At 65.0% G+C, this 26598-nt stretch carries 36 protein-coding genes and 1 riboswitch; of the genes, 23 read left to right on the top strand and 13 right to left on the bottom strand.

Annotated features, from left to right (window positions below):
- Positions 1-42: 42 nt before the first annotated feature.
- Positions 43-258, bottom strand: coding sequence for a hypothetical protein (locus tag ACXJMY_RS03095; RefSeq protein ID WP_456617860.1), 216 nt, complete (start codon positions 256-258; stop codon positions 43-45).
- 228 nt (positions 259-486) lie between these two features.
- On the opposite strand from ACXJMY_RS03095, the gene ACXJMY_RS03100 reads away from it, so the two are divergent.
- The 6 genes from ACXJMY_RS03100 to thiC all read left to right on the top strand — a co-directional run bounded on the left by ACXJMY_RS03100 (position 487) and on the right by thiC (position 5976).
- The gene (locus ACXJMY_RS03100; RefSeq protein WP_456617861.1) at positions 487-1026 is read left to right on the top strand and encodes a transglycosylase SLT domain-containing protein; all 540 of its coding nucleotides are present in this window, start codon (positions 487-489) and stop codon (positions 1024-1026) included.
- A 26-nt stretch (positions 1027-1052) separates the two neighbouring features.
- A riboswitch (TPP riboswitch) is annotated at positions 1053-1181 on the top strand.
- On the top strand, positions 1169-2179 hold the full coding sequence (locus ACXJMY_RS03105) for an FAD-dependent oxidoreductase (RefSeq protein ID WP_456617862.1): 1011 nt from the start codon (positions 1169-1171) through the stop codon (positions 2177-2179). (Overlaps the previous riboswitch by 13 nt.)
- Positions 2170-2367 carry a sulfur carrier protein ThiS gene (gene thiS, locus ACXJMY_RS03110; protein WP_456617863.1) on the top strand — a complete coding sequence of 66 codons (198 nt, stop codon included), beginning with the start codon at positions 2170-2172 and terminating at the stop codon, positions 2365-2367. The genes ACXJMY_RS03105 and thiS overlap by 10 nt, the downstream gene beginning before the upstream one ends.
- Before the next feature lie 168 nt (positions 2368-2535).
- The gene (locus ACXJMY_RS03115) at positions 2536-3318 is read left to right on the top strand and encodes a thiazole synthase (protein WP_456617864.1); all 783 of its coding nucleotides are present in this window, start codon (positions 2536-2538) and stop codon (positions 3316-3318) included.
- Positions 3305-3913 carry a thiamine phosphate synthase gene (locus ACXJMY_RS03120; protein WP_456617865.1) on the top strand — a complete coding sequence of 203 codons (609 nt, stop codon included), beginning with the start codon at positions 3305-3307 and terminating at the stop codon, positions 3911-3913. Before ACXJMY_RS03115 ends, ACXJMY_RS03120 begins: the two co-directional genes overlap by 14 nt.
- A gap of 164 nt (positions 3914-4077) precedes the next feature.
- A complete protein-coding gene (gene thiC, locus ACXJMY_RS03125; RefSeq protein WP_456617866.1) occupies positions 4078-5976 on the top strand; it encodes a phosphomethylpyrimidine synthase ThiC in 1899 nt (632 codons plus the stop codon).
- Positions 5977-6072: 96 nt separating this feature from the next.
- Here thiC and ACXJMY_RS03130 read toward each other — a convergent pair whose 3' ends face one another.
- A complete protein-coding gene (locus ACXJMY_RS03130; RefSeq protein WP_456618092.1) occupies positions 6073-6558 on the bottom strand; it encodes a DUF4262 domain-containing protein in 486 nt (161 codons plus the stop codon).
- A gap of 151 nt (positions 6559-6709) precedes the next feature.
- Here ACXJMY_RS03130 and ACXJMY_RS03135 point away from each other — a divergent pair, with 151 nt between their 5' ends.
- The 3 genes from ACXJMY_RS03135 (at position 6710) to ACXJMY_RS03145 (ending at position 9089) form a co-directional block, all read left to right on the top strand.
- Positions 6710-7222: a mismatch-specific DNA-glycosylase gene (locus ACXJMY_RS03135; RefSeq protein WP_456617867.1), complete on the top strand. Its 513-nt coding sequence runs from the start codon at positions 6710-6712 to the stop codon at positions 7220-7222.
- 296 nt (positions 7223-7518) lie between these two features.
- A complete protein-coding gene (locus ACXJMY_RS03140; protein WP_456617868.1) occupies positions 7519-8169 on the top strand; it encodes a glutathione S-transferase family protein in 651 nt (216 codons plus the stop codon).
- Between the two features lie 224 nt (positions 8170-8393).
- Complete coding sequence (locus ACXJMY_RS03145) at positions 8394-9089, top strand: glutathione S-transferase family protein (protein ID WP_456617869.1); 696 nt, start codon at positions 8394-8396, stop codon at positions 9087-9089.
- Between the two features lie 115 nt (positions 9090-9204).
- Here the strand turns inward: ACXJMY_RS03145 and ACXJMY_RS03150 are convergent, their stop codons facing one another.
- Entirely contained in the window at positions 9205-9639 is a 435-nt protein-coding gene (locus ACXJMY_RS03150; protein WP_456617870.1) for a hypothetical protein, read from the bottom strand.
- A gap of 476 nt (positions 9640-10115) precedes the next feature.
- Here ACXJMY_RS03150 and ACXJMY_RS03155 point away from each other — a divergent pair, with 476 nt between their 5' ends.
- From ACXJMY_RS03155 to ACXJMY_RS03170, 4 genes are all read left to right on the top strand, one after another.
- The gene (locus ACXJMY_RS03155) at positions 10116-10499 is read left to right on the top strand and encodes a RidA family protein (protein ID WP_456617871.1); all 384 of its coding nucleotides are present in this window, start codon (positions 10116-10118) and stop codon (positions 10497-10499) included.
- A gap of 154 nt (positions 10500-10653) precedes the next feature.
- Positions 10654-10914, top strand: coding sequence for a hypothetical protein (locus ACXJMY_RS03160; protein WP_456617872.1), 261 nt, complete (start codon positions 10654-10656; stop codon positions 10912-10914).
- 236 nt (positions 10915-11150) lie between these two features.
- Positions 11151-11402 (top strand): hypothetical protein, encoded by a 252-nt coding sequence (locus ACXJMY_RS03165; RefSeq protein ID WP_456617873.1) that lies wholly within the window; start codon positions 11151-11153, stop codon positions 11400-11402.
- Positions 11403-11496: 94 nt separating this feature from the next.
- Positions 11497-12135 carry a hypothetical protein gene (locus tag ACXJMY_RS03170; protein WP_456617874.1) on the top strand — a complete coding sequence of 213 codons (639 nt, stop codon included), beginning with the start codon at positions 11497-11499 and terminating at the stop codon, positions 12133-12135.
- 135 nt (positions 12136-12270) lie between these two features.
- On the opposite strand, the gene ACXJMY_RS03175 is transcribed toward ACXJMY_RS03170, so the two are convergent.
- Complete coding sequence (locus tag ACXJMY_RS03175) at positions 12271-12750, bottom strand: J domain-containing protein (protein ID WP_456617875.1); 480 nt, start codon at positions 12748-12750, stop codon at positions 12271-12273.
- 110 nt (positions 12751-12860) lie between these two features.
- Between ACXJMY_RS03175 and ACXJMY_RS03180 the strand changes: the two genes are divergently transcribed.
- Both ACXJMY_RS03180 and ACXJMY_RS03185 read left to right on the top strand, forming a co-directional pair.
- Positions 12861-13628 (top strand): SDR family NAD(P)-dependent oxidoreductase, encoded by a 768-nt coding sequence (locus tag ACXJMY_RS03180; RefSeq protein WP_456617876.1) that lies wholly within the window; start codon positions 12861-12863, stop codon positions 13626-13628.
- A 339-nt stretch (positions 13629-13967) separates the two neighbouring features.
- Positions 13968-14213: a helix-turn-helix domain-containing protein gene (locus tag ACXJMY_RS03185; protein WP_456617877.1), complete on the top strand. Its 246-nt coding sequence runs from the start codon at positions 13968-13970 to the stop codon at positions 14211-14213.
- Between the two features lie 21 nt (positions 14214-14234).
- Here ACXJMY_RS03185 and ACXJMY_RS03190 read toward each other — a convergent pair whose 3' ends face one another.
- On the bottom strand, positions 14235-14516 hold the full coding sequence (locus tag ACXJMY_RS03190; RefSeq protein WP_456617878.1) for a hypothetical protein: 282 nt from the start codon (positions 14514-14516) through the stop codon (positions 14235-14237).
- A 157-nt stretch (positions 14517-14673) separates the two neighbouring features.
- Here ACXJMY_RS03190 and ACXJMY_RS03195 point away from each other — a divergent pair, with 157 nt between their 5' ends.
- Entirely contained in the window at positions 14674-15165 is a 492-nt protein-coding gene (locus tag ACXJMY_RS03195; RefSeq protein ID WP_456617879.1) for a collagen-like protein, read from the top strand.
- A gap of 70 nt (positions 15166-15235) precedes the next feature.
- Here ACXJMY_RS03195 and ACXJMY_RS03200 read toward each other — a convergent pair whose 3' ends face one another.
- Positions 15236-15457 carry a hypothetical protein gene (locus tag ACXJMY_RS03200; protein ID WP_456617880.1) on the bottom strand — a complete coding sequence of 74 codons (222 nt, stop codon included), beginning with the start codon at positions 15455-15457 and terminating at the stop codon, positions 15236-15238.
- A gap of 96 nt (positions 15458-15553) precedes the next feature.
- On the bottom strand, positions 15554-15820 hold the full coding sequence (locus ACXJMY_RS03205; protein WP_456617881.1) for a DUF2277 domain-containing protein: 267 nt from the start codon (positions 15818-15820) through the stop codon (positions 15554-15556).
- Positions 15821-15945: 125 nt separating this feature from the next.
- Here ACXJMY_RS03205 and ACXJMY_RS03210 point away from each other — a divergent pair, with 125 nt between their 5' ends.
- The 3 genes from ACXJMY_RS03210 (at position 15946) to ACXJMY_RS03220 (ending at position 18214) form a co-directional block, all read left to right on the top strand.
- The gene (locus ACXJMY_RS03210) at positions 15946-17007 is read left to right on the top strand and encodes an alpha/beta fold hydrolase (RefSeq protein WP_456617882.1); all 1062 of its coding nucleotides are present in this window, start codon (positions 15946-15948) and stop codon (positions 17005-17007) included.
- Positions 17008-17178: 171 nt separating this feature from the next.
- The gene (locus ACXJMY_RS03215) at positions 17179-17532 is read left to right on the top strand and encodes a hypothetical protein (RefSeq protein WP_456617883.1); all 354 of its coding nucleotides are present in this window, start codon (positions 17179-17181) and stop codon (positions 17530-17532) included.
- 79 nt (positions 17533-17611) lie between these two features.
- Positions 17612-18214, top strand: a complete 603-nt coding sequence (locus ACXJMY_RS03220) for a pyridoxamine 5'-phosphate oxidase family protein (protein ID WP_456617884.1) — start codon at positions 17612-17614, stop codon at positions 18212-18214.
- Positions 18215-18413: 199 nt separating this feature from the next.
- Here the strand turns inward: ACXJMY_RS03220 and bfr are convergent, their stop codons facing one another.
- From bfr to ACXJMY_RS03235, 3 genes are all read right to left on the bottom strand, one after another.
- Positions 18414-18902, bottom strand: coding sequence for a bacterioferritin (gene bfr, locus ACXJMY_RS03225; protein ID WP_148750586.1), 489 nt, complete (start codon positions 18900-18902; stop codon positions 18414-18416).
- 129 nt (positions 18903-19031) lie between these two features.
- Complete coding sequence (locus ACXJMY_RS03230) at positions 19032-19304, bottom strand: (2Fe-2S)-binding protein (RefSeq protein WP_212246987.1); 273 nt, start codon at positions 19302-19304, stop codon at positions 19032-19034.
- Positions 19305-19465: 161 nt separating this feature from the next.
- The gene (locus ACXJMY_RS03235) at positions 19466-19753 is read right to left on the bottom strand and encodes a hypothetical protein (RefSeq protein ID WP_456617885.1); all 288 of its coding nucleotides are present in this window, start codon (positions 19751-19753) and stop codon (positions 19466-19468) included.
- A gap of 136 nt (positions 19754-19889) precedes the next feature.
- Between ACXJMY_RS03235 and ACXJMY_RS03240 the strand changes: the two genes are divergently transcribed.
- Positions 19890-20228 carry a hypothetical protein gene (locus ACXJMY_RS03240; protein WP_456617886.1) on the top strand — a complete coding sequence of 113 codons (339 nt, stop codon included), beginning with the start codon at positions 19890-19892 and terminating at the stop codon, positions 20226-20228.
- A 210-nt stretch (positions 20229-20438) separates the two neighbouring features.
- Positions 20439-20723, top strand: a complete 285-nt coding sequence (locus tag ACXJMY_RS03245) for a hypothetical protein (protein WP_456617887.1) — start codon at positions 20439-20441, stop codon at positions 20721-20723.
- 78 nt (positions 20724-20801) lie between these two features.
- Here ACXJMY_RS03245 and ACXJMY_RS03250 read toward each other — a convergent pair whose 3' ends face one another.
- Together ACXJMY_RS03250 and ettA are read right to left on the bottom strand one after the other, a co-directional pair.
- Positions 20802-22028, bottom strand: a complete 1227-nt coding sequence (locus tag ACXJMY_RS03250) for a lytic murein transglycosylase (protein ID WP_456617888.1) — start codon at positions 22026-22028, stop codon at positions 20802-20804.
- Between the two features lie 7 nt (positions 22029-22035).
- The gene (ettA, locus tag ACXJMY_RS03255) at positions 22036-23685 is read right to left on the bottom strand and encodes an energy-dependent translational throttle protein EttA (RefSeq protein ID WP_456617889.1); all 1650 of its coding nucleotides are present in this window, start codon (positions 23683-23685) and stop codon (positions 22036-22038) included.
- Positions 23686-23921: 236 nt separating this feature from the next.
- On the opposite strand from ettA, the gene ACXJMY_RS03260 reads away from it, so the two are divergent.
- Together ACXJMY_RS03260 and ACXJMY_RS03265 are read left to right on the top strand one after the other, a co-directional pair.
- On the top strand, positions 23922-24137 hold the full coding sequence (locus tag ACXJMY_RS03260; protein ID WP_456617890.1) for a hypothetical protein: 216 nt from the start codon (positions 23922-23924) through the stop codon (positions 24135-24137).
- A gap of 127 nt (positions 24138-24264) precedes the next feature.
- Entirely contained in the window at positions 24265-25227 is a 963-nt protein-coding gene (locus ACXJMY_RS03265) for a D-2-hydroxyacid dehydrogenase family protein (RefSeq protein WP_456617891.1), read from the top strand.
- 57 nt (positions 25228-25284) lie between these two features.
- Here ACXJMY_RS03265 and ACXJMY_RS03270 read toward each other — a convergent pair whose 3' ends face one another.
- Positions 25285-26472 carry a L,D-transpeptidase family protein gene (locus tag ACXJMY_RS03270; protein WP_456617892.1) on the bottom strand — a complete coding sequence of 396 codons (1188 nt, stop codon included), beginning with the start codon at positions 26470-26472 and terminating at the stop codon, positions 25285-25287.
- Between the last annotated feature and the right edge of the window lie 126 nt (positions 26473-26598).

Raw genomic sequence — 26598 nt, forward strand, 5'->3', positions numbered from 1 at the left:
CCAACGGGGAGAGGCGAAAGAAATCGCGATGTAACCAGCGGCTCAGGCCGCGAGCGGCGGGTGCTCGACTGCGGATTGATCAAAGATCGCCACCGCCTCGAAGCGATAGTTGCAGGCCCGGCATGTCCAGAGATAGGAGATGCGTCCCTCGCCCGCCTCGATCCAATCGGGTTTTGGGATCGGCGTGCCGCATTGCGCACAGGGATTTTGTCTGGGGATGTCGCCGATGTGTGCCTTCGCCACGTTTGTTTTTGTCATGGCACCTCTCCCGATTTGCCGCGCTTACATACTCGCTTTCGCGTCTGCGCGCGAATAGACAGGTTTGCTGTCGCGTGGTTGCTTATCCGCCTGAAGGAAGCCTACGACAGCTTTGCGTCGTAACAGCGGCTCGGCGCCGCAAAATCGCGAGCGGCGGCGTTTGGTCACATCATCGCCGCGTTCCGGAGTCCTAACGGCAGCCGGGCGCAGGTCACTCAGGGATATCTGATGAAAATTTTACGCGTTGCCGCGTTCATCGCGGCCGGACTGATGTCGCCGCAGACTGCATTCGCCGGCGAAGCGGACTATGCCGAGATGGTCGCCGCCCATGCGCGCGCCAACGGCGTGCCGGAGGCGCTGGTCCACCGCGTCATCATGCGCGAGAGCCGCTACCAGCCGCAGCTGATCGGCCATGGCGGCACCATCGGGCTGATGCAGATCAAGCTCGCGACCGCCCGCGGGGTCGGCTACACCGGCGATGCCGCGGGCCTGCGCGACCCCAATACCAACCTCACCTATGCCGTGAAATATCTCGCCGGCGCCTATCGCGCCGCCAATGGCGACCACGCCCGAGCCGTGCGTTATTTCGCGGGCGGCTATTACTACGTTGCAAAGCGCCAGCGTCAGGAAATGGTGCAGCAGGCCAGCAACGAGACGTGGTTGGAGCCGAACGGCAATCCGCAGCCGGTGTTCGGCACAGCCCCGCACCGGAAGCTCGCCCAGCGCGTCCGCAACGCCCGGGCGCAGGTTCCCGGGAACATGCGTTGACACCAGCCGTCACTGGCCTACATTAGAGCCGTTCCGAGGGGTGCTCCGAGGAGGAGCTGAGATAYCGCTAAATGGGCAAGACCGCCCAGGACCGCGGTGACCCTTTGAACCTGATCCGGGTCATGCCGGCGAAGGGACAGGGATGTTGCAGACCACCAAGCGACCGGATTCCCCGGTATCCATCATCGGCGCAGGCATTGCGGGAGCCTGGCAGGCGCTGCTCTTCGCGCAGGCCGGCCACGCCGTGACGCTACACGAGCGTGGTGACGCCGCAATGACCGACGCCACCAGCCATTGGGCCGGCGGCATGCTGGCGCCTTATTGCGAGGCGGAGGTTTCCGAACCAATCATCAGCCGCCTCGGCCTGCGCTCGCTCGACATCTGGCGCCGCGAGCTGCCGGACACCCCGTTCAACGGTTCCCTCGTCGTCGCCCATCCGCGCGAGCGCAACGACTTTGAGCGCTTTGCCCGGATGACCGAGGGCCATCGCCGGCTCGATGCCGCCGGCCTCGCCGAGATCGAGCCGTCGCTGGAGGGCCGCTTCCGCGACGCGCTGTTCTTCCCGGCCGAGGGCCATGTCGAGCCGCGCCGCGTGCTGCCGAAGCTGCATGAGCGCATCCTTGCTGCCGGCGGCACCATCAAGTTCGAAAGCGACGTCAGCGCCGCCGATCTCGACGGCCTCGTGATCGACTGCCGCGGCCTTTCCGCGCGCGACCAGCAACCGGCCCTGCGCGGCGTCAAGGGCGAGATGATCCTGATCGAGAGCAGCGAGGTGGAGCTGGCGCGCCCGGTGCGGCTGATCCATCCGCGCTGGCCGCTCTACGTGATCCCGCGCGAGCAAGGCCTGTTCATGCTCGGCGCCACCTCGATCGAGGCCGAGGACACCGGCGTCAGCGTCCGCTCGGCGCTGGAGCTTTTGGGCGCAGCCTATGCCGTGCATCCGGCCTTCGGCGAAGCGCGCATCGTCGAGTTCGGCTCCGGCCTTCGCCCCGCCTTCCCCGACAATCTGCCGCGCATCGCGGTGCAGGGCCGCAACATCGCGGTCAACGGGCTCTACCGCCACGGCTTCCTGATCGCGCCGGCGCTCGCCGAGTTGACGCTTGCCTTTGTCGAGCGCGGCCAGATCGACAACGAGGTGATGCAATGCGCGTGATCGTCAATGGCGAGCAACGCGAGGTGAACTCGGTCAGCGTGGACGCGCTGCTCAGCGAGCTCGACTACGAAGGCACCCATTTCGCGATCGCGCTGAACTACGACGTGGTGCCGAAGAGCCGCTGGGCCGAGACCAGCCTCAAGGCTGGCGACGAGATCGAGATCATCACGCCGCGGCAGGGAGGGTGAGGTGATGGCAAGCTCTCTCCATTCGTCGTCCCGGCGAAGGCCGGGACCCATAACCACCGCGCTTCATTGGGACGGAAGGTCTCTGCCACCCTGCCTCAAGCCACATCACGCGGTATGGGTCCCGGCCTTCGCCGGGACGACGGCTATCTCTGAGGAGACACCCTCGCCATGGTGACCTTCTACGGCAAGACCTTCGCCTCCCGCCTGCTGATCGGCAGCGCGCTCTATCCCTCGCCCGCAATCATGCAGGCGGCGATCCGCGCCTCCGGCTCGAACATCGTCACGGTCTCGCTGCGGCGCGAGGCCGCCGGCGGCAAGACTGGGGACGCGTTCTGGAATCTGATCCGCGAGCTCGACGTCACCGTGCTGCCGAACACCGCCGGCTGCCGCAGCGTGCGCGAGGCGGTGACGACCGCAAAGCTCGCGCGCGAATTGTTCGGCACGTCCTGGATCAAGCTGGAAGTGATCGCCGACAACGACACGCTGCAGCCCGACGTGGTCGGCCTGGTCGAGGCCGCCACCATCCTGATCAAGGACGGTTTTGAGGTGTTCCCCTATTGCACCGAGGATCTCTCGGTCGCCAACCGCCTGGTCGATGCCGGCTGCAAGGTGGTGATGCCGTGGGCCGCGCCCATCGGCAGCGCCAAAGGCATCACCAACCGCGACGCGCTAAAACTGTTGCGCGAGCGGCTGCCGGACATCACGCTGGTGGTCGACGCCGGCATCGGCGCGCCGAGCCATGCGGCCGCAGCGCTCGAGCTCGGCTATGACGCCGTGCTGCTCAACACCGCGATCGCCAAAGCCGCCGATCCCGTCGCGATGGCAAGCGCCTTCCGCCTCGGCTGTGATGCCGGCCGCACCGCTTACGAAGCCGGGCTGATGAACGCCCGCGATTTCGCCTCCCCCTCCACCCCTGTCGTTGGGACACCGTTCTGGCATGCCGTATCCTGATCGCTTCTATCCCGTCGTCGACAGCCTCAATTGGGTCGAACGCCTGACCAAGCTCGGCGTCGGCACGATTCAATTGCGCGCGAAGGATCTCGACGACGCGCAGGCCTTGCAGATCGTCACCGACGCGCTGGCGATCACGAACGGCACGCAGGCCAAGCTGGTCGTCAACGACTATTGGCGCGCGGCGATCGTCGCCGGCGCAAGATATCTGCATCTCGGCCAGGAGGATCTGGCCGACGCCGACCTGAAATCCATCCGCGAGGCCGGCCTGTCGCTTGGCGTCTCCACCCATGACGACGCCGAGCTCGCGACCGCGCTCGCCGCCAAGCCCGACTACGTCGCGCTCGGCCCGATCTTCTTCACCACGCTGAAGTCGATGCGCTTCGAGCCGCAGGGCATTGCAAAGATCACGGAATGGAAGAAGCGCATCGGCTCCATCCCGCTGGTCGCGATCGGCGGCATCAAGTTCGAGCACGCCGCGGAGATCTTTGCCGCCGGCGCGGATTCCATCGCCGTCGTCAGCGACGTCACGCAGAATGCCGACCCGGATGCGCGGGTGCGGCAATGGCTCGGCCTGTCCGCGGAGGCGGCGTGATGCGCCCTCTCTCCACTCGTCATTGCGAGCGCAGCGAAGCAATCCAGAGTCTCTCCGCAGAGACAGTCTGGATTGCTTCGTCGCAAGGGCTCCTCGCAATGACGGAGCAAGATTTCACCGCCGTCGCTCAAACGCACGCACACCAGAATTAACCGGAGGATCCCATGAACATCCGCTCCAACCCCGACAAGACCGTCCCCGCCGTCACCACCGGCCCGCTGCCGTCCTCGCGAAAGATCTTCGCATCGCCCGATGCCGCGCCCGACCTGCGCGTGCCCTTGCGCGAGATCATCCTCTCCGAAGGTGCCGGCGAGCCGAACCTGCCGGTCTACGACACCTCCGGCCCCTACACCGATCCCAGCGTCACCATCGACGTCAACGCCGGCCTGCCGCGCAACCGCAAGGCCTGGGTGCTGGAGCGCGGCGGCGTCGAGCAATATGAAGGCCGCCAGATCAAGCCGGAAGACAATGGCAGCGTCTCCGCCGACAAGGCCGCGCGCGCCTTCTCGGCCTATCACCAGCCGCTGCGCGGCCTCGACGGCCACAAGATCACCCAGCTCGAATTCGCCCGGGCCGGCATCATCACCAAGGAGATGATCTACGTCGCCGCGCGCGAGAATCTCGGCCGCAAGGAGCAGCTTGAGCGCGCGGAGGCAGCCCTTGCCGACGGCGAGAGTTTTGGCGCCTCCGTGCCCGCCTTCATCACCCCGGAGTTCGTCCGAGCTGAGATCGCGCGCGGCCGCGCCATCATTCCCTGCAACATCAACCACTCAGAGTTGGAGCCGATGATCATCGGCCGCAACTTCCTCACCAAGATCAACGCCAATATCGGCAACTCGGCGGTGACCTCGTCGGTCGAGGAAGAGGTCGAGAAGATGGTGTGGGCGATCCGCTGGGGCGCCGACACCGTGATGGACCTCTCGACGGGCCGCAACATCCACACCACCCGCGAATGGATTTTGCGCAACGCGCCGGTGCCGATCGGCACCGTGCCGATCTACCAGGCGCTGGAGAAGTGCAACGGCGATCCGGTGCAGCTGACCTGGGAGCTCTACAAGGACACGCTGATCGAGCAGTGCGAGCAGGGCGTCGACTATTTCACCATCCACGCCGGTGTGCGCCTGCAATACATCCACCTCACCGCCAACCGCGTCACCGGCATCGTCTCGCGCGGCGGCTCGATCATGGCGAAGTGGTGCCTGGCGCATCACAAGGAGAGTTTTCTTTACACCCATTTCGACGAGATCTGCGACCTCATGCGCAAGTATGACGTCTCGTTCTCGCTCGGCGACGGCCTGCGCCCGGGATCGATCGCCGACGCCAACGACCGCGCGCAGTTCGCAGAGCTGGAGACGCTCGGCGAGCTCACAAAAATCGCGTGGGACAAGGGTTGCCAGGTCATGATCGAAGGCCCCGGCCACGTGCCGATGCACAAGATCAAGATCAACATGGACAAGCAGCTCAAGGAGTGCGGCGAAGCGCCGTTCTACACGCTCGGGCCCCTGACCACCGACATYGCGCCCGGCTACGACCACATCACGTCAGGCATTGGCGCGGCCATGATCGGTTGGTTCGGCTGCGCCATGCTCTGCTACGTCACGCCGAAGGAGCATCTCGGCCTGCCCGACCGCAACGACGTCAAGGTCGGCGTCATCACCTACAAGATCGCCGCCCACGCCAGCGATCTCGCCAAGGGCCACCCGGCCGCCCAGCTCCGCGACGACGCGCTCTCCCGCGCCCGTTTCGACTTCCGCTGGAGCGACCAGTTCAACCTCGGCCTCGACCCCGACACCGCCAAGAACTTCCACGACGAAACCCTGCCGAAGGAAGCCCACAAGGTCGCGCATTTCTGCTCGATGTGCGGCCCGAAATTCTGCTCGATGAAGATCACGCAGGACGTGCGGGACTATGCGGCGACGCTGAACGACCCGAACTCGATCGGCATGTCGCTGAGCGGCACCGCCGAGGACGGCATGAAGCAGATGAGCGCGAAGTTCAAGGAGATGGGGTCGAGCGTTTATCTGGATGCGGAGAAGGTGAAGGAGAGTAACCGGGTGTTGTGAGGGCACCCGCCTCGTCATGCCCGGGCTTGACCCGGGCATCCATCCGAAAATGAAAGGCCGGGCAGATAGCCCGGCTTTTTTTTGCGAAACTTCGCTTCAAGAAACCGTCTTCTTCAACAACGGCTGATCCTCTTTGACAGCGGACGAGCATTCCGCTTCCCAGGGGAAACGCCGATTGACGTCCTGCCAGATGACCTGGAGGCAGGGGAATGCGCGCCGCGATTTCCGGTAGAACCAGATCGCTGTGCCGAGATACTCAGGGTAGACCCCGAATGGCACCTGCCAGAAGCCGAGCTTGTAGCCGTTCTCCAGCATCTCGTCGGAGATATCGCCATCGACGAATTTATGCCCTGCCGCGACGCGATCGCGGATAAGGTTGATGATGGCTTGCGCGTTTTCGCCGCTTTGGCCGAAGATGACGAGTTCGGGGTGGCCATAGTTCAGAAACAGGCCGATTGAAAATGCAAACGGCGGATTGGCATCGGGTATTCCTACGATATGGCAGCCATGGTTGCGGACGTTACGCAAAATGACCTTGTCGGCTTCGTGCTCGGGCTCGGGCCACTCGAACTGGTCTTGCATCTTCACCCCGACGAACCTGATGGGCAGTTCTTAGTCACCTTGGCTCACCCTACAACAGCAAGCGTAGCCCGGATGAGCGTAGCGACATCCGGGGTCTTTGTCGTCCCGCATATCGCTCCGCTCATGCGGGCTACAGCCGCGGATAATTGACTTGCCCGACACCTCCCTCCACCGCCTCCCCGACCAGCTCCGCCCCGACCTCCGCCTGGTCTTCGTCGGCACCGCCGCCTCTACGCGCTCGGCCGAGGTCGGGCACTACTACGCCCATCCCGGCAATCGCTTCTGGCGCGCGATCCATGAGGCCGGGATCACGCCGCGGCGCTATCAGCCGGGCGAGTTTGCCGCGCTGCTCGATCTCGGGATCGGCTTCACCGATCTCTCGAAGTCCGGTGCCGGGATGGATCACCAGATCGCGGCTGAGACGATCGACGTGCCGGGGTTCAGGGCCAAGATCGAGAAGTATCGGCCGCGGACTATTGCGTTCACGAGCAAGAAGGCTGCGAGCTTGTTTTACGGCAGGCCGTCGAGCGTGATTGCGCTGGGGCGGCAGCCGCGGGATGGAAGCCTGCCGGAGATATTCGTGCTCCCCTCGCCGTCTGGCGCGGCGTCCGGGCATTGGACGTTGGAGCCGTGGCGCGAGCTTGCGAAGTGGATCGGTTCGTAGGGGGCCCCGCACTCAGTTGTCGTCCCGGCGTAGGCCGGGACCCATACCGCGAGGTCTGTCGGTGGCGATGAAAGTCGTACCGGACCACCAGTCTTCGCCAAACCACTCCCTGGGGTTATGGGTCCCGGCCTTCGCCGGGACGACAGCGGGGGTTTGGCAGCACGGTGCGCTCTACCCAGCGCCCAGAAAAACGCGAGAGCTTGTCGGAATCTCTGCCGGTGGTTCGTCCTCCGGGTACAAAGCGCGAAAACCGGATGCCCGTCGCGCCGGCACCACGCACCACCCGGAGCCTCCCGATGATCCCCACCATCACAGCCTTCGAAAACTCGCCTGACCGCGGCAGGGGACAGGCGCGCGACATGCGGGTGCGCTGGGCGCTCGAGGAGGTGGGCCAGCCTTACGACGTCCGCCTGGTGTCGTTCGGCGCGATGAAGCAGCCCGCGCATCTTGCGCTGCATCCGTTCGGGCAGATTCCGACCTATGAGGACGGCGACCTCGCCTTGTTCGAGTCCGGCGCGATCGTGCTCCACATCGCGGAGCGCCATGCCGGGCTGCTGCCTGACGAGGCGAATGCGAGGTGCCGCGCGATCACATGGATGTTTGCCGCGCTCAACACGCTGGAGCCCCCGATCGTCGAGCTCGGAATGGCCATGCTGTTCGAGCGCGACAAGAGCTGGTACGCGGCGCGCCTGCCTATGCTGCAGGATCGCGTCCGTATCAGGCTCGGCGAATTGTCCCGTCGGCTGGGCGGTGCCGAGTGGCTCGACGGCGCGTTCAGCGCCGGCGACCTCATGATGGTGACGGTGCTGCGCCGGTTGAACGCATCGGGCCTGTTGAACGAATATCCTGATATCGCCGCCTATGTCGCCCGCGGCGAAGCGCGGCCGGCGTTCAGGCGCGCGTTCGAGGCGCAATTGGCGGTGTTCACCGCCGCATCACGTTCGTAGGGTGGGTTAGCCCCGCGGCTGCGCGAAGCGCAGTCCGCGCGGCGTAACCCACCGCTTCTCTCTCACAACATCGACTGCCGCCGTGGCGTGGTGGGTTACGCCTTGCGCCGTCACGTGTTGACGGACTGCGTTTGTGAACGGCTAACCCACCCTACGCACCGTCCCCATTGCGTCCGCCCCAGCGCCCCTGCATGCTGGCCTCCGCAACACGGAGGAGCCCGCCCATGCTGACGCTCTACTCCTACCCAAAGCTGTTCGGCGTCGCCGACAACAACGGCTACGGCCTCAAGGTCTACGCTTTCCTGAAGCTCGCGGGCGTGCCGTTCGTCCATGAGCACATCTTCGATGCCTCCGCCGCGCCGCGCGGCCAGCTGCCCTATGTCGTCGACGACGGCGAGACCATCGGCGACAGCGAGACGATCATCGCGCATGCGATCGCAAAATACCGCCTGACCATCGATGCGGCGTTATCAGCGGAGCAGCGCCGAACCAATCTCCTCGTCACGCGCATGCTCGACGATCTCTACTGGGTGATGTCCTATTCGCGCTGGAAGGACGAGCGCTTCTACCCGGCGTTCCGCGACGCGTTCATTGCGCAGCATCCGCAGATCGACGCGGCCGGGTTCGAGCAAGCGAAGGCCTACAATTCGCAGCGCTATCATTTCCAGGGCATCGGCCGCTACGCGCCCGATCAAGCCTATGCGCGGGGCCTCGCCGATTTGCAGGTGCTGGCCGAGATCGTGCCCGCAACGGGCTTTGTCCACGGCGCGGCGCCGACCAGCTGTGATGCCGGCATCTACGGCTTCATCGCCAACATTTTCTTCTTTCCGATCCCGACGCCGCTGAAGGTCTTCGTCGATGCGCAGAAGAATCTCGTCGCGCATTGCGAGCGGATTCATGCGGCGGTGAGTGGATCGTAGGGTGGGTTAGCGCAGCGTAACCCACCACTTCTGTCACCGCGGACACCAAGAAGGTGGGTTACGCCCAACGGACTGCGCTTCGCGCAGCCGCTGCGCTAACCCACCCTACGCAGCGCTACCGCATCGTGATCGCGAGCCCGCTGAGATCCGCATTCGCCATCAGGCCGACCTGCGTGCCCGTCAGCTCCAGCACCGCGCCCTTCTGGTTGGTCAGCACGATGGCACGGGCGCCGCGGCCGACCGCGAGGCCAGCACCGGCGGCGCCGTAGACGCCGGCCACGTCCGAGGGACGGTTGATGTTGGAGACGCGGCCGCGCAGCACGGTCTTGGAACCGCCGAAGACGAGGCCGTAATCGAGCCCGCCGGTCGAGAGCGAATAGGAGCGGCCGCGGAAGTTCAGCACGCCCGAGCCGCCGGAACCGCCGATGATCCAGCCCGCCTTGTAGATCGTCAGCGTCACCGTGCCGCCGTCGGCCTGCGCCGCGGTCGAGAGGCCGGCAAGGGCGGCGATGGCGACCAGCGCGGCGCGCAAGGTGGATGCGATCTTCATGGGGCGTCTCCGGGGGCTATTTTTCAAGGGTGGAATCGAATCAGACGAGGCAATCTACCCGATCGATCGCGGCGGCAACATGATGGGATGGGCGGGAGTCGTGGTCTGTAGCAACACACTCAACTGTCATCGCCCGGCTTGACCGGGCGATCCAGTATTCCAGAGACGGCGGTGGTTGAACCGAGAAGCCGCGGCGTACTGGATGCCCGGTCAAGCCGGGGCATGACGGCGGAGTTTGGCGCGACAGGACGCTCAACCACCACCATGCCATTCTGCCCCTGTTTTGCCCGACGGAGCAAAGGATTGTTTTGCTTTTCCCGAATTCAAAGAAAGATCAATGATTTCTGCTCGATGCCTACTGTGCATGGGGTTGTTTTCGCATTTTTGTTTCCACCCCCCCTCTCCGAATGCCGATTGCAAGTCCCTCGCATGTCGCTACGCTCATGCGCCTCAGCCCTTCGTCCGAGGTGGACCCCATGCCGATCCAGCATTTTGCGCCCCCGCCGCATGTCAAGGCGCCGCCGCTCTCCTTTGCCGCGCGGGTCGGCGACCTCCTGTTCATCTCCGGTATTCCCGGCTTCGATGCCAAGGGCGCGCTGCCCGACGGGTTCGAGGCCCAGTTCGCCAATGTCGTCGTCAACATCAGGCGCGTGCTGGACGAAGCCGGCGCCACGATGCGCGACCTCGTCAAGGTCAATGTGCTCCTGACCCGCGCCGCCGACGTCGCCGCGATGAATGCGCTCTATGCCGGCGCGTTCGGCCCGCCGCCCTATCCCGCACGCACCACCTGCGTGGTGCAGGCGCTGCCCGACCCGAAGATGCTGATCGAGATCGAGGCGGTGGCCTCGCTGGCGAAGTGAGCCACTGCTTGCGCGTGTGACTTGCCGGGCACGCGGCCAAACCAAGTGCCCGCCCCACTCTGACATATCCGTGAAACGGCCGCTCCTCGGCTTGCAAAGGACCTGCTTTTACCGCACGAATTTTCGGGTCACCCTTCCCCCACAGGAGATATTCATGCGTCGCGTTCTCGCCCTCTGTGCCGTTGCCGGCATCGCCACCTCCGTGTTCGCCGTGCCCGCGTCCGCGGCGCCCAGCTATTACGTGATCCGCTGGGACAACACCGGCATCTGCCAGGTCTGGAACGAGGACCTGAAGTACAAGCCGTTCCAGTGGGGCGTTTCGACCTACAAGGTCGTCAGCAAGCCGCAGCCCACCTTCACCGCGGCGTCGGATCTCCAGATCAAGCTGCGCGCGGATCGCCGCTGCACGCTCTGAGCCGGTTCACGGCAGATCGAATTCGAGGGCGGGTTGCGCGAGCAGCCCGCCCTCATTTTTTGCGGGGCAGCCGTATTTTTCGGCCGGATTTCGGGCATTTCCTCCAAGCCGGCTTTGAACCTGTCGCCGCCTGCGGCCTACTCACATCTTGTCCGGGGCGCACCCCAAGCGTCCCGCACCACCCCTCCCCATCATTGTCGGGAGGCGCATCACATCTTTCATTTGAGGAGCTGATCATGCGTCGTATTTCCGTGCTGTGCGCTGTCGTGGGTCTCGCCGTCACCGCCTTCGTCGCCGCGAGCCCGGCCGAAGCCGGCTATCACCTGATCCGCTGGCAGGACACCGGCTTCTGCCAGGTCTGGGACGAGAGCATTCCGACCACGCCGTGGCCCTCCGACTACGCCCGCGTCAGCGCGACCGTTCCGACCTTTCTCGATGCGCTCGTGCTGAAGGACCAAGCGTTGAAGGGCGGCCACTGCACCTGGTAGGATTTCGATCGGCGGACGACAAGGGTCGGGCAAGGATGCGATGCTAGCGTCCTTGCCCGCTCGCGTTTCCATCCAGTCCCTGCGGGATCAATCGATGCGCACGCTCACCACGACAGTCGCCATCTTCACTGTGTCGCTCGCGCTCGTCTCCGTAGGCCGCGGGCAGGCGCCGCAATCGTTCCGCGTGATCTCGCCGATTTTCGGCCAGCTCGTCTCCTTCGCGATGCCGTCGAACTTCGCCGTGGTGTTCGAGAACACCAAGGGCGGCCACTACATCCGCGAAGCCGTGCTGAAGGGCGAGACGACCGAGCGCTGGACGCAGATGATCACCGTGACCGGCGAGAAGGGCATGACGCTGGCGCCCGGTGCATCGCCGGAGACGTTCGCGGGCTCAATCGCGGGCGGCTTCCAATCGGCCTGTCCCGACAGCTTTGCCGCCAGGTCGCTCGGTGCCATGACGTTCGGCCGCTTCGAAGGCTTCGTTGCCGTGATAGGCTGCGGCCAGGTCGACAGCGGACCGACCCGGCACAGCGAGACCGCGCTGCTGATCACGCTCAAGGGCACGACCGACTACTACACCATCCAATGGGCCGAGCGCGGCGTGGAGAGCGACATGCCGCCGGTTGGCGACGAGCGCTGGCAGGCGCGCCTGCGCGAGCTCAGCCCGATCGACCTCTGCCCGATCGTCCCCGGCGAAGCCGCGCCCTATCCGAGCTGCGTGAACAGGAGCTGAGGTAGCCTTCGGCTCAGACTAGGTAGGGTGGGCAAAGCGAAAGCGTGCCCACCACTTCCATCGCGATATCCGGCGACATGGTGGGCACGGCGCAGTGCGCCTTTGCCCACCCTACGAGATCTCTGTGGCTCAGCCTCACGCGTCCTTGTGCGCGCCGGGGTGGATCAGGATGTCGCGCGCGGCGGCGAGGTCGATGAAGGCCTGCGCGCTGCCGCCCTGGTCGGGATGCTTGCCCTTGGCGGCGCGGCGATAGGCCTGCTGGATATCGTCGCAGGTGAGCTGCACGGCGAGCGGCAGGCCAAGCATCCTGCGCGCGCGATCCTCGCTGGAAAGCTTCTTCGGCATGGCGTTGCGGCGGCCGAAGCGCGGCGCGGTCAGATCATGGATGACCTCGAGGATCACACCGAGGCGGCGCTGGGCTGCCAGCGTGACGTTGTGATCGTCGTTGTCGGCGGCCTGGCGCAGCACGGGAAGCGCCTGATCGGCCGCCTGCCGCAGCGTGGCATCGGTGCTCATCCGCACGATCTCGGCCACGAGCCGGCCGGCCTCGGGCCAGTCGGCGGACGACCGCAGGCGCTCGAGCGCCAGTTTCCAGGATTCAAGCCGTTCCATCATGCGCGCAACGTTTAGCAATCAGGATCAGTATGCCAAGGCGGCCGTTTCCGCCCCCTTAATTTCGAGTTAGCCTTTCATGAAATTTAGAAACGAATCCGGGAGGAAATGTCATGGCTTTGCTCGCAGACCACATCGCTGTCGTCACGGGCGCGGGTTCCGGCATCGGCCGGGCGATTGCGGCCGGCTACGCGCGCGAGGGCGCGCAAGTGGTGCTGCTCGACGTCAACGCCGACACGGTGGCGGAAGCCGCCGGGGAGATCCGCAAGGCCGGCGGCAAGGCCGAGAGCTTTGCGCTCGACGTCACCAGACGCGACGACTGTTTTGCGCTGGCCAAGCAGGTCGCCGACAAGGTCGGGCAGGTCTCGATCCTCGTCAACAATGCCGGCATCACCCGCCGCAACGCCTTCACCGCTGACACGGAGACGGTGGCGAAGGACTGGAACGACATCATCTCGCTCAATCTCAACGGCGTCTTCAACATGACGCAGGCGTTTCTCGCGCCGCTCCGCGCGAGCAAAGGCCGCATCGTCAATATCGGCTCGATCCAGTCCTTCGTGCATCTGCGCACGCCAAGCTCAGCGGCGTATACGACCTCGAAGCACGGCGTGCTCGGTTTCACCAAGGCGCTTGCGGCCGAGCTCGGCAAGGAAGGCGTGCGCGTCAACGCGATCGGGCCGGGCTTCATCGAGACCAATATCAACGCCAGTGTGCGCGCCAGCAATCCGGCGCTGGTGCAGGCCTTCGTCGATCACACCCCGCTGGCGCGCACCGGCAAGCCCGAGGACATCGTCGGGCCTGCGATCTTCCTCGCCTCGGATCTGTCGGCCTACGTCACGGGAACGATCGTGATGGTGGACGGCGGATATCGCACGGTGTGAGCGGCGACTCTCCCTCTACTTGCTCAGTGTCATCGTCCGCGAAAGCGGACGCTCCGGTCGTCCAGAGGCGGTCGTGAGATACGGAGAAGCCGCAGCGTACTGGATGCCCCGCTTTCGCGGGGCATGACACCTGTTTTGGCGCGCGAGATGTGTCCGCATCACTATGCATCTCGTGCCAATCGCGGCGCCTTCGCGGCAATCCCAAGGTCAATTGGTGCGATCGCCGGCGATTAACCGTTCATTAACCAAACCCGACCACCGTGGATCTACGGCTTGGGGGTCGTTTGTTCTCGATCCGCTTCCAACCATGGAAGCGGGCGTTGGTCGGGAGGTGTATTGATGACCACTGTTCATGTCGCCGCGCCGCAGGGCGCAGAATTCCTTGCTCCAAACCAGATCGTTCCGCTTCTGATCGGCGCGACTGTCGACGAGGTCGAGCGCGAGCTCGTGCTTCAGACGCTCGCCCGCTGCGACGGTAACCGAACGCGCGCTGCACGCGTGCTCGGCCTGTCGGTGCGCACGCTGCGCAACAAGATCAGGATCTACGCCGCCTCCGGCATCGTCGTGCCTGCCTATCAGGATTAGTGCGTGACGGCGCAAGGTCGATCAGTCCGCTTGCGACACGCGGCGCGACGATGCATTGCGGGACCAGCGACGCAGCGCGTGCCGCAGGTACCCACCGGCGAGAACCGCAAGCGCGATGATCGCGACCGCGGCCGCGATCAGCTCGATCGCGCGAAGGAAGAAGGCGGTCATGACGGCCCATGCCGCCTGCGGCTCTTCGGCAAAGGCGACCGGCACGATGTCGGGCACGAGCAGGTGGGCGAGGCCGAGTGCCGCCGCAAGGACGAGCGCGAACAAGGCGAAGATTTTCCACGCTGCGCGCATCGGTCGCTCCTCGCGAGATTCTGGCGGTGCGCCATTCAATGACACGGTGCGCCTTGCAGCCGATTGATGTTGATCAAGCCGGGCGCGATGCGCGCTCGCAATTGCTGCTGTCGTCAAACACCGCTAAGTAGCTTGCTTCCGCAGAGGGAGCAGTGGCGTGGCAGACGAACAGAGACGGCAGGGAGCCCAGGGTCCGCGCGGGCGGCAGGGCGAACCAGGGCGACCGGGTCCGCAGGGTCATCCGGGCAAGCGCGGGCCGGACGGGGCACGCGGCAAGCCGGGGCCGCAAGGCAAGCCTGGAGTGGCGGGCAAGGCCGGGCCGCAGGGCAAGGCCGGCCTGCCGGGCAAGCCAGGCGAGGCCGGTGCGCGGGGGCCCGCAGGACCGCAGGGGCCGCAAGGCCCGCGTGGCGAGCCGGGTCCGGCCGGCCAACTGCCGCCGATTGAACAAGTGTTGCCGTGGCTGGAGCAGCTCTTCGACGCCTGGGACGAACGCCGCCGCCAGCGCGAGCAGGAAGCCGCAGAGCGCGTGGCACTCGAAGCAGCCGTGCATGAGGCTGACGATGCCATCGCCGATGACGAGGGCGACGACAGTGAAGGCGACGAGCACAGGAAGAAGAAGAAAAAGAAGAAGCACGGCCACAAGGATTAGCCGCGTGCTCCTGCCCCGGACGCAGCGCGGCACGCAATGCTGCGCTGCCGGGCCGGGACACGCGCCCGGATCAAGTCGTTCGCGATGAATCATCCTTGCGCGGCACCATGCCCATGCGCTCGAACTGCCAGCGCATCGCGCGATACCAGAGATAGCCGACCGCCGTTCCGCACAAGGCCAGGATGACGACGTTGGCGCTGCTGAACGAGCCGCCCCACCACATCATCCACGCCGTCCACAGCAGCGTGAAGACGAGGGCACCTGCTTTCAGCGGAAGAAGGGGGCGGCTCATGGTCGTGCTCCGGGTTGTCAAAACCCCGGCGAACATCATCGCGTACCGAGATGTCTCCTTCCGTGAGCCAGATCACGGAACGGCTTCGCTGAACCGCTAACCGAAACGCAGCCGCGAGCGCTCCTTGGCCTTTTCAGCCTCGACCTCGCGGTCGCGCGCCGGCACATGGGTGTGCAGCGAAGTCAGGAGGCGCCGCGCGGCGTCCGAGACCTCCACCACCGCGCGGTCGAAAGCCTCCTGATTGGCCTGCGACGGCTTGTTGAAGCCGGACAATTTTCGCACGAATTGGAGTGCACTGGCATGGATCTCGTCCTCCGTCGCCGGCGGCTCGAAGTTGAACAGCGTCTTGATGTTGCGGCACATGCACCTGCTCCCGATGTTTCCCTCAAAGACGATCGGCGGGGCCTAAATCCTACATCCTTCCCGACGGTTCTGCTAAGGTCCGCCGCAACGCGGCCGCCGAATACGAGCCGCATGGGGAGAGAAACATGAGAGCTTCTTGCGCGGCGCTGTCGGCCATCCTGCTGTCCATCTCGGCGTCGGCGATGGCCGCCGAATATCCGACACCTATGCAAGGCGACTGGATCGCCAAGGATTTCAAATTCCACACCGGCGAGGTCATGCCGGAGCTGCGGCTGCATTACACCACCATCGGCGAACCGGGCGGCCAGCCCGTGCTGGTGCTGCACGGATCGGGCGGCTCGGCCGCGAGCATGCTGAGCGCGAGCTTTGCGGGCGAGCTGTTCGGCGCCGGCCAGCCGCTCGACGCCGCCAAATACTACATCATCATCCCCGACAGCATCGGCCACGGCAAATCGTCGAAACCTTCCGACGGGATGAAGACGAGCTTTCCCAAATACGATTACGACGACATGGTCGAGGCGCAGTACCGCCTGGTGACGGAAGGGCTCGGCGTCAAGCATTTGCGACTCGTCATCGGCAATTCGATGGGCGGCATGCACACCTGGCTGTGGGGCGAGAAATATCCGAAGGCAATGGACGCGCTGATCCCGATGGCCTCGCAGCCGACCGAGATGGCCTCGCGCAACTGGATGCTGCGGCGGATCATGCTCGACACCATCCGCGACGATCCCGACTACAATGGCGGCAACTACACGAGCCAGCCGCGCATGATGAAATACGCCATCACCGCCTATGGCATCGCGAGCATCGGTGGAACGCTGGCTTATCAGTCGCAGGCGCCGACAGCCGCCAAGGCCGACAAGATCGTCGACGAGCGGCTGGCGACACCGGTCACGGCGGATGCCAACGACTTCATCTACCAGTGGGAGGCCTCGCACGACTACAATGCCGCCGACAGGCTGGAGGGAATCGAGGCGTCGCTGCTGCTGATCAATTCCGCCGACGACGAACGCAACCCGCCCGAGACCGGCATCACGGACGCTGCGATGAAGCGGGTCAAGAACGGCCGCCTGTACCTGATCCAGGCGAGCACCGAGACACGCGGCCACGGCACCACCGGAAACGCAAAATTCTACAGCGAGCAGATCCGGCAATTGCTGCAAACCGCGCCGCAGCGGACGATGTAGAACGGCGGACCGCACCCCTGTTATCGCAACGCATCATATGCGGCGCCTCCACGCCGCATATTATTTGAGCATGCAATGCGCTGACAGCTCGGGCTTAATTGCACCAACGATACGAATCGACGCGCGGGGCAATCGCGCGAGAATGGCGCGACACGCGATGAGGAGGATCGCATGTACAGGCTCGCACTGTGTGTTTGGCTGGCCGCGACGACAGCGCTGACGGGCGCCGCCTTCGCGTTCGACAACGGCCAATATGACCACGTTCCGCCGGACATCCGCGCCTGGTTCAAGAGCGTGATGGCGCCGAACGGCGTGCCCTGCTGCGACATCTCCGACGGCCATCGCACCGAATACGACGTGCGCAACGGCAGCTATTGGGTGCCGATCGAGGGGCAGTGGATGGCGGTGCCCGAGCGCGCCATCATCCGCGATCGCGGCAATCCGGTCGGCCAGGCCGTGGTGTGGTACGTCCACCACCGCGGCACCATCATCATCAGTTGCTTCGTGCCGGCGGACGCAGTGTAGCAAACGGCAGGCCGGATTTCGTTGGCTGGAGACGGCCCGATCCGGTAGTTTGACGCGGAGCTGAAGTGGAGACACGCCGTTGACCGACCTTTGCGCCGAAGACCTCGCCACCATCTACGCCAAGCCGAGCCCGCGCGTGATCGCGAAGGCGCGTCCCGCGATCGATGCGCATGCAAAGAAATTCATCGAGATGTCGCCGTTCTGCGTGCTCGCGACATCGGGCGCCGATGGCAGCGTCGACGCCTCGCCGCGCGGCGGGAGCATCGGCTTCGTCCACGTCGCCGGCCCCAATCAACTGCTGATGCCCGACCGTTCCGGCAACAACCGGATCGACAGTTTCCGGAATGTCGTCGAAGGCTCGGGCTTCGTGCATCTGTTGTTCTTCGTGCCCGGCATCGACGAAACGCTGCGCGTCGGCGGGCGCGGCACGCTGTCGGCCGATCCGGACCTGCTCGCATCCATGGTGGAATTCGGCAAGCCGCCGCGCGCGGTGCTGAACATCGCCGTCAGCGAAGTCTATTTCCACTGCGGCAAGGCGCTGATGCGCTCGAAGCTGTGGGCGCCGGAGAAGGTGCAGCGCTCGGTGATGCCGAGCATCGTCGAGGTCATTCATGACCAGACGGGCTTGGGCGAGCCGGAGAGTCAGGAGATCGTGGAAGAGCGCTACAAGCAGCAGCTGTAGCTGGCTCATCTAGCTCGGTGTCGTCCCGGACAAGCGCAGCGAAGCGGAGCGCTGATCCGGGACCCATAACCACAGGGAGTGGTTTGGCGAAGACTCGGAGTTACCTGCATCGCACCGCACTACTCCCTGTGGTTATGGGTCCCCGCCTTCGCGTCGCCTTCGCGGGGACGACAGCGGAGTGTGCGGCTGACACCGGAGCTTAATGGCCCTCGCCCTCGAGCCCGCCGACGTGCTTCTGGGTGTAGAGTTCGAGGCCGATGCGGCCGATCAGGTCGAGTTGGGTTTCGAGGAAGTCGATGTGGTGCTCCTCGTCGCTCATCAGCTTCTCGAACAGGTCGCGCGTGACGTAGTCCTTGACGCTGTGACAGTAGGTGGCCGCTTCCTGGTAGAGCGCCCGCGCGCTCATCTCGGCGGCGAGATCGCACTCGATGATCTCCTTGACGTTCTGGCCGATGCGCAGGGGATCGAGCACCTGCATGTTCGGGAAGCCGTCGAAGAACAGGATCCGCTCGGTGAGCTTGTCGGCATGCTCCATCTCCTCGATGGATTCCTTGCGCCAGACCTTGGCCATGTCCCGCAGGCCCCAATTGTCGAGGAAGCGGTAATGCAGCCAGTACTGGTTGATCGCAGTCAGTTCGTGACGCAGTGCCTTGTTGAGATAATCGATAACTTTTGCGTCGCCCTGCATGATTCACTCCAGCTCTTGCGGCAAAATCGGTTGTAAGCCGAATTTAGAATGCTTCTAAATCAGTTCGCGGACGAGAGCAACCCGCTACGGGGACGCAGCCGGGGAAAAGCTCAGCCGACGGTGGAGGGTTCAGCAGGCCGCGAGAGCGAACTGGGCGGGCTCGGCCGTCTCGTCATTGGCGGCCACGGTGTGGCTGTGCGGGCAGCCGGAGCAGCAGGACTGGGCACAGGGGCCCAGCGCTTCGTCGATAATGGTCTTGATGGTACGGGCGCAGCGGCCGCATTCGGCGCTACAGCCGAGGCATCCATAGACCTGCTTGGCATGACGCACAGCGTCGTCGGACTCGGCGACGGCGGCGCGGATGTCGTCATCGCTCAGCACGTTACAGGAACAGACGATCATGGAAAGCAGCAGGCCCTTTGGTGATGCGCCACTATCGATATTTAAGGGGCCGGCCGGATGCAAAAGGAAAAACCGGTATTTGAAGCTATTCCAAACTGGCCCGGAACCAGCCTAGAACGGCTCTAAAATACGGCGTTGCGCTGGATCAAGATTAGGCTGACCTAGTCGCCGCCACCGCCCCCACCGTCGCCGCCTCCGCAATCCCCACCTCCGCCGCTGTCGCTGCTGGAGCAGCTGCCGCTGTCGGTCGAACTGGTCGAGCTGTCGCTCGAAAACCAGCTCCCCAGCGAGAAGCCGTCACTCGTCCCCGAATAGCTGGTGCCGCTATCCCCGCCCGCAGCGGCGCGCGAGCGCCGCTGGCCGCGGTTCTGGACATGGGTGATCCAGCCATAGCCAATGGCGAAGATGACCCCAGCCGCAATCAGGGTGTTCACCAGCATACTGCCCATCATCGCCTCCGTGGCGGAGCTACTTCCCGTATTGATTGGTCGCACCCGGCAAAGGTGCCGTTCATTGATCATTCAAGCGAAGTATGGAACTTTAGCCGCAACAGTTCCGTGTTCCCGTGTGTGAAAGGTCGAGACTATGAAGAAATCGCTCCTGGCAGCCGCTGCCGCCGCCGTGCTGGCCCTCTCGGCCGCAGGACCCGCCCACGCGCAGCGCGGCGTCGCTGCGGGCGTGGCCGCCGGGATCATCGGCGGCGCCATTGTCGGCGGCGCCCTGGCGTCCCCGTATTATTACGGACCCGGCCCCGGCTACGCATATGGTCCGGGCTACGGCCCCGGCTACTACCCGCCGCGCTACTATGCGCCGGGTCCGGGCTACGTCGCTGACGACTATTACGGCGACGGCTGTGTCTGGCAGAGGCAGCGCTTCTGGGATGGCTACGCCTGGCGCGTCCGTCGCGTCAGAGTCTGTGGCTGACGCTGCAGGCCGGTTCATTACGGATGCGCCGTTCATCTCGGGGCCTGAAAAAGACCGCTTTTTCTCGTCACAGCTCCGTGTGCGTTTACCGTGGATTGACCATTTGCGCGCTTCCTAGCTGCAAGGCCAATTCCATCAGCGTGTGCGTGAACCTTTGAAACCCGGGCGCCTCTAACAGAGTGAGCCCATTCTCTCAGGAGAGCCAAGAGCATGAAGAAGACTTTAGTTGCCGCCCTCACGGTTGCGACGGTCGCCGGTTCGCTGGTCACCGCCACTCCGTCTGCCAAAGCCGGTGACAACATCGGCGCCGGAATCGCAGCCGGCCTGATCGGCGGCGCCATCGTGGGCGGCGCCATCGCGTCGAGCCGCCCGGCCTATGGCGGCCCCGTCTATGTCGCCGAGCCCGGCCCGCCGCCCCCGCCCTGCTACTGGCAGCGCCAGCGCTACTGGGACGGCTACGGCTGGGTCGTTCGCCCGGTTCGCGTCTGCTACTGATCTGATCGCACGGCGCCTACGCGCCGCGATCGAAGCCCGGCCGAGCCTCTCGGCCGGGCTTTTTCTTTTGGCGCGCGCTCAGCGCGCAGCCTGGATCGAGCGCAGCACCTCTTCGCTCGGCCAGCAATCGACCTTGAGGCCCGCCGACTTCTGATAGGCGCCGAGCGCGGCGCGGGTCTGCATGCCGGCCTTGCCGTCGATCTTGTCCTTGTAGAGCCCGACGCGCGTGAGCCCGCGCTGCATCGCCTCGACATCCTTCGTCCGCATTTGCTTCGAGGCCGACCACGGCGTCGCGAACGGCAGCGGGCTCGTCATGCGGTCGCTGAGATGGCCGACGAACAGCACGTAGAGGTCGGAGAAATTGTATTCCTTGATGACGAAGTAGTTCTTCGTGGTCAGGAACGACGGACCGTAGATGCCTTCCGGCTGTAACAGCGAGGCCGGCTGCGCCTGCTCGGCGGCACTCAGCTTTTGTCCGCGCACCGGCACAAAGCCCTCGCGCAGCCATTGTCCGATCGGCTTCGTCACCTCGGGCACGCCGCTGGTGCAATCGACCTTGGCCGGCGCCTGCACCTCATAGGCCCAGCGCACGCCGCTCTGCCAGCCCTTGTTGACGAGCTGCTGCGCGGCGGAGGCCAGCGCGTCCGGCACCGAGTGCCAGATGTCGATGCGGCCGTCGCGGTCGAAATCGACGCCGTGCTTGTAATATTCGGACGGCAGGAATTGCGTGAGCCCGGTGGCGCCGGCCCAGGACGAGCGCATGTCCTTGCGCGTCACCACGCCCTCGCCGAGAATCTTCAGCGAGAGAATGAACTCGTTGCGATAGGTGTCCTTGCGGCGGCCGACATAAGCCTGTGTCGCCAGCACGCGGACGAGATCGTAAGGCAGCGTGTAGCGGCCATAATCGGTCTCGCGACCCCAGATCGCCAGCATGACCGTTGCCGGCACACCGGAGCTCTTCTCGATGTCCGTCAGCGCCGGACGATATTTTTGCAGCAGCCGCTGCCCCTCGCCCGCAAGGCGTGCGATCGAGGCGTCCCTGACGTAATCCGCAGGCACCTGCACGAACTCGGCCTGCGACGGCGCGCCGGTCGCGGGCCGCCCGGGCAGGATCAGGTCAGGCAGCTTGTAGTCGGGCTCGAGCCCGCGTGTCTGCTGGTCGAACGTCGCGCGCGACACGCCGGCAGCCTGCGCCTCGGGCCAGAGCGAGGCGATGAACTGGGTGAAAGCCGCGTCGGCGGCGCGGGCGGGCGACAAGCTGCACGTGACAAGGATCACCGCAGCGATGAGCGCCCCCCGCATCATGCCGCCATCACCGCGTCAGCTTCTTGTACTTGACGCGATGGGGAATGATGCTGTCCTGGCCGAGACGGCGCATCTTGTCCTTCTCGTAGTCCTGGAAGTTGCCCTCGAACCATTCGACATGGCTGTCGCCCTCGAAGGCGAGGATGTGGGTCGCGATGCGGTCGAGGAACCAGCGATCATGGCTGATGATGACGGCGCAGCCGGCAAAATCCTCCAGCGCCTCTTCGAGCGCGCGCAGCGTGTCGACGTCGAGGTCGTTGGTCGGTTCGTCGAGCAGCAGGACGTTGGCGCCGGACTTCAGCATCTTGGCGAGATGCACGCGGTTGCGTTCACCGCCCGAGAGCGCGCCGACCTTCTTCTGCTGGTCGGCACCCTTGAAGTTGAACGACGAGCAATAGCCGCGCGAGTTCACTTCCTTCTTGCCGAGCAGGATCAGCTCGTTGCCGCCGGAGATTTCCTCCCACACGTTCTTGCTGCCATCGAGCGCGTCGCGCGACTGGTCGACATAGCCGAGATGCACGGTCTCGCCGACCGTGATGGTGCCGTTGTCCGGCGTTTCCTGCTTGGTGATCATCTTGAACAGCGTGGTCTTGCCGGCGCCGTTGGCGCCGATCACGCCGACGATGCCGCCGGGCGGCAGCTTGAAGGTGAGATCGTCGATCAGGAGGCGATCGCCAAAGCCTTTGCTGAGGCCCTCGAAGTCGACCACATTGGCACCGAGCCGCTCGGCGACGGGAATGATGATCTGCGCGGTCTGGGTCTGCTTCTCGCTCGCCTTCTTGAGCAGATCCTCGTAGCGCTGGTAGCGCGCCTTGGATTTGGCCTGACGTGCCTTCGGCGATGAGGCGACCCACTCCTGCTCGCGGGCGAGCGTCTTCTGGTGCGCGGCGTCCTCACGGCCTTCCTGCTCCAGCCGCTTCTGCTTCTGCACCAGCCAGGACGAGTAGTTGCCCTCGTAGGGAATCCCCTTGCCGCGGTCGAGCTCGAGGATCCAGCCGGTGACGTTGTCGAGGAAGTAGCGATCGTGGGTCACGATCAGGATCGCACCGGGATAGTTGCGCAGATGGCCTTCCAGCCACGCCACCGACTCGGCGTCGAGATGGTTGGTCGGCTCGTCGAGCAGCAGGAGCTCGGGCTGGTCGAGCAGCAGCTTGCACAGCGCGACGCGGCGGCGCTCACCGCCGGAGAGTTTCGTCACATCGGCATCATCGGGCGGGCAACGCAGCGCGTCCATGGCCTGGTCGACCTTGCTGTCGAGATCCCAGAGGCCCTGGGCCTCGATCTCGTCCTGCAGCTTGGTCATCTCGTCGGCGGTCTCCTCGGAATAATTCATCGCCAGCTCATTGTAGCGATCGAGGATGGCCTTCTGCTTGGCGACGCCCAGCATGACGTTGTCGCGCACGGAGAGCGTCGGATCGAGATGCGGCTCCTGCTCGAGATAGCCGACGCGGGCACCCTCGGCGACCCAGGCCTCGCCGTTGTACTCCTTGTCGAGGCCGGCCATGATCCTGAGCAGGGTCGACTTGCCCGAGCCGTTGACACCGAGCACGCCGATCTTGGCGTCCGGGTAGAACGACAAGTGAACGTTATCGAGCACCTTGCGGGTCGGGTAGCTCTTGGTCAGGCCCTGCATGAAGTAGACGAATTGGCGCGCCATCGGTCCCGAAAACCTTCGATTTGAGGAAATTTGCTTGCCGCCGATGTAGCGATCCCGCCCCCAAAGGGCAATGTTTTCCCTCCGTTCACCACGGATGAATACGGGACGGACACCATGCTGACGCCAATCCGGACAATTGAAACCATTTTTTAATAAAGCAGGCCAAAGCTCGTTCACGGCGCCGGAAAAGACGCCACCCGCGGCAGAAGCGGCGGGGAGAACAGCGAGGCCGCACCATGGCTCTGACCGAGACCAATTCCTTTCCCGTTCCGGCAGAAGCCGGCAGCACCTCCGCGCTCGTCACGGAGCTCAAGGGCTTCTGGAAGCGCTTCTTCACCACGGCCTTCAATCCATACCGGCCCGAGCTGCACTACATGCGCGGCCCCGGCCCCGCCTGGCGCGCCAAGCACGGCATGGATGCGCCGGTCCGCCTGAAGCCGCGCGACCTCTGAACCCTTCGTCCCTAGCGGATTTTTGAAACGTCGGCGGCTTGCGCGCAGGTGTGATTGCGCGCAACCATGGCCCAGTTCCAATGATGGCGCTCCCGCCTGCGCCACCCCTTGCCCTGGATGAACGCTGATGACGCGGTTGCGCTGTGCAATTCTCGACGACTATTTCAACCTCGCCCTCGACGTCGCCGACTGGTCGAAACTCTCCGACCGCCTCGACGTCACCGTGTTCAGCCATCCCTTCGCCTCCGAGCAGGCGGCGGCCAGCGCGCTCGCCGATTTCGAGATCATCTGCGCGATGCGCGAACGCACCGCATTCCCCAGGAGCCTGTTCGAGGCGCTGCCGAAGCTGAAGCTGCTGCTGACCTCCGGAATGCGTAACGCCTCGATCGACATGGACGCCGCGAAGGCGCGCAATGTGGCGATCGGCGGCACGCAATATTCCCGCGACCCCACCGCGCCGCTCGCCATGGGCCTGATCCTGGAACTGACCCGCGGCATCGGCCGCGAGAACGCGCGCATGCATGCGGGCGAGCCCTGGCAGACCTTTGCCGGCACCGAGATCGAAGGCCGCACGCTCGGCATCGTCGGGCTCGGCAAGCTCGGCAGCAAGATGGCGGGCATCGCGAAAGCGTTCGGCATGAACGTGATCGCCTGGAGCCCGAACCTGACGCCGGAGAAGTGCAAGGAGGCCGGCGTCGGCTACGCCAGCAAGGAAGAGCTGTTCACAAAGGCTGATATCATCACCATCCACGTCGTGCTGAGCGAGCGTTCGCGCGGCCTGGTTGGAGCTGCCGATCTCGCGCGGATGAAGCCGACCGCCTTCCTCGTCAACACCGCGCGCGGGCCGATCGTGGACGAGGCGGCGCTGCTGGCGGCGTTGCAGCAGAAGAAGATCGCGGGCGCCGGCATCGACGTGTTCTCGGTCGAGCCGTTGCCGGTCGATCATCCGTTCCGCAAGCTCGACAACCTCGTGCTGACGCCACATCTCGGCTACGCGACGGAGGACGGATTGCGCATTCATTACGGCCAGATGGTCGAGGCGATCGACGCCTGGACCAAGGGCGGCGAGCTGCCGCGCAAGCTGGCCTGAACGACAAAGGGCGTGCCGACAGCACGCCCTTTTGCAAACTGAGTTTTCGCGGAACGCCTAGCGCACGGTGACCGGCGCGGGCAGCGGCGGCACCACCGTCGGCTGCGTGCCCGGGACCGGACCAGCCTGGGCAGCCATCGGAGCCGGACCAGCAGCACCGGGCACGGGCGCAGCGGACGCGGTCGCCGTTCCCGGCGGCGGGCCACCCGGCATCACCACCACGCGGGTGCCGACCTTGACCCGATCAAAGAGGTCGGAGACGTCCTCGTTCAGCATGCCGATGCAACCGGAGGAGACGAACTTGCCGATCGTCGAGGGCTGATTGGTGCCGTGGATGCGGTACACGGTCGAGCCGAGATACATCGCGCGGGCGCCGAGCGGATTGCCGGGACCGCCGGCCATGAAGCGCGGCAGATAGGGCTGGCGCTCGATCATCTCCGTCGGCGGATGCCAATCCGGCCACTCGGCCTTGCGGGTGATCTTCTGCACGCCGGTCCAGGTGAAACCGTCGCGGCCGACACGGACGCCGTAGCGGATCGCACGGCCATTGCCGAGCACGTAATAGAGGTAGGTGTTCGGAGTATCGACGATCAGCGTTCCGGCCGGCTCCTTGGTCGCCAGCGAGACTTCCTGACGGCGCAGGTTCTGCGGCAACTGCGCCGGAGCGGCGTCGGGCTGCTCCTCGGGCGGCAGCGAAGCAATCGACATCGGCCGGCCATCGGCGCCAAGGGCGGGCTGCTGCGAGACCGCTCCGGTCGCGGCCGGGCCACCGACGGCCTCCGGCGGTCGCAGGCCGTCGCTGCCAGGCGCCTGGCCCGGACGGTCGGCATAGATCACCGCCGGCGGACCGGCGGGGCGGCCATAGCGGGGATCGTCCGGTGACATCACCGGGCCCTGTGGCGGGGCGGCGGAATAGACGGGGGCGCCGGCAGGACGGCCGTAACGGGGATCATCCGGCGACATCACTGGGCCCTGCGGCGGGGCGGCGGAGTAGACGGGAGGGCCAGCCGGGCGGCCATAACGCGGATCATCGACCGGACCGGGCGGCGGCAGCGCCGCCTGCGGCATGCCGTCGTCGTCATCTTCCAGCGCGTCGAAATTCGGGGTGCGGTCGCCGGGGCGATATTCGGCCGGGGCGCCATAGCCCGGCGCCTGCTGGACCGGATAGCTCTGGGCGTGAGCGAGCGAGGTTCCCGCCGCAGCGACTGTTGCGGCAGCGCATATCGTCAGAAAATGTTTGATCATCATCGCTCTTGTATAGTCCCCGGGCCCCGTCCGGACCGTTAACGGCCAGATGACCGAAGATAGCGGCACATTCAAGACATGACAGGCCGATTTGGCCCGATTTAGCGATTTGTGATGCAAGCTCAC

This window comes from Bradyrhizobium sp. P5_C12 (genome assembly GCF_054049735.1).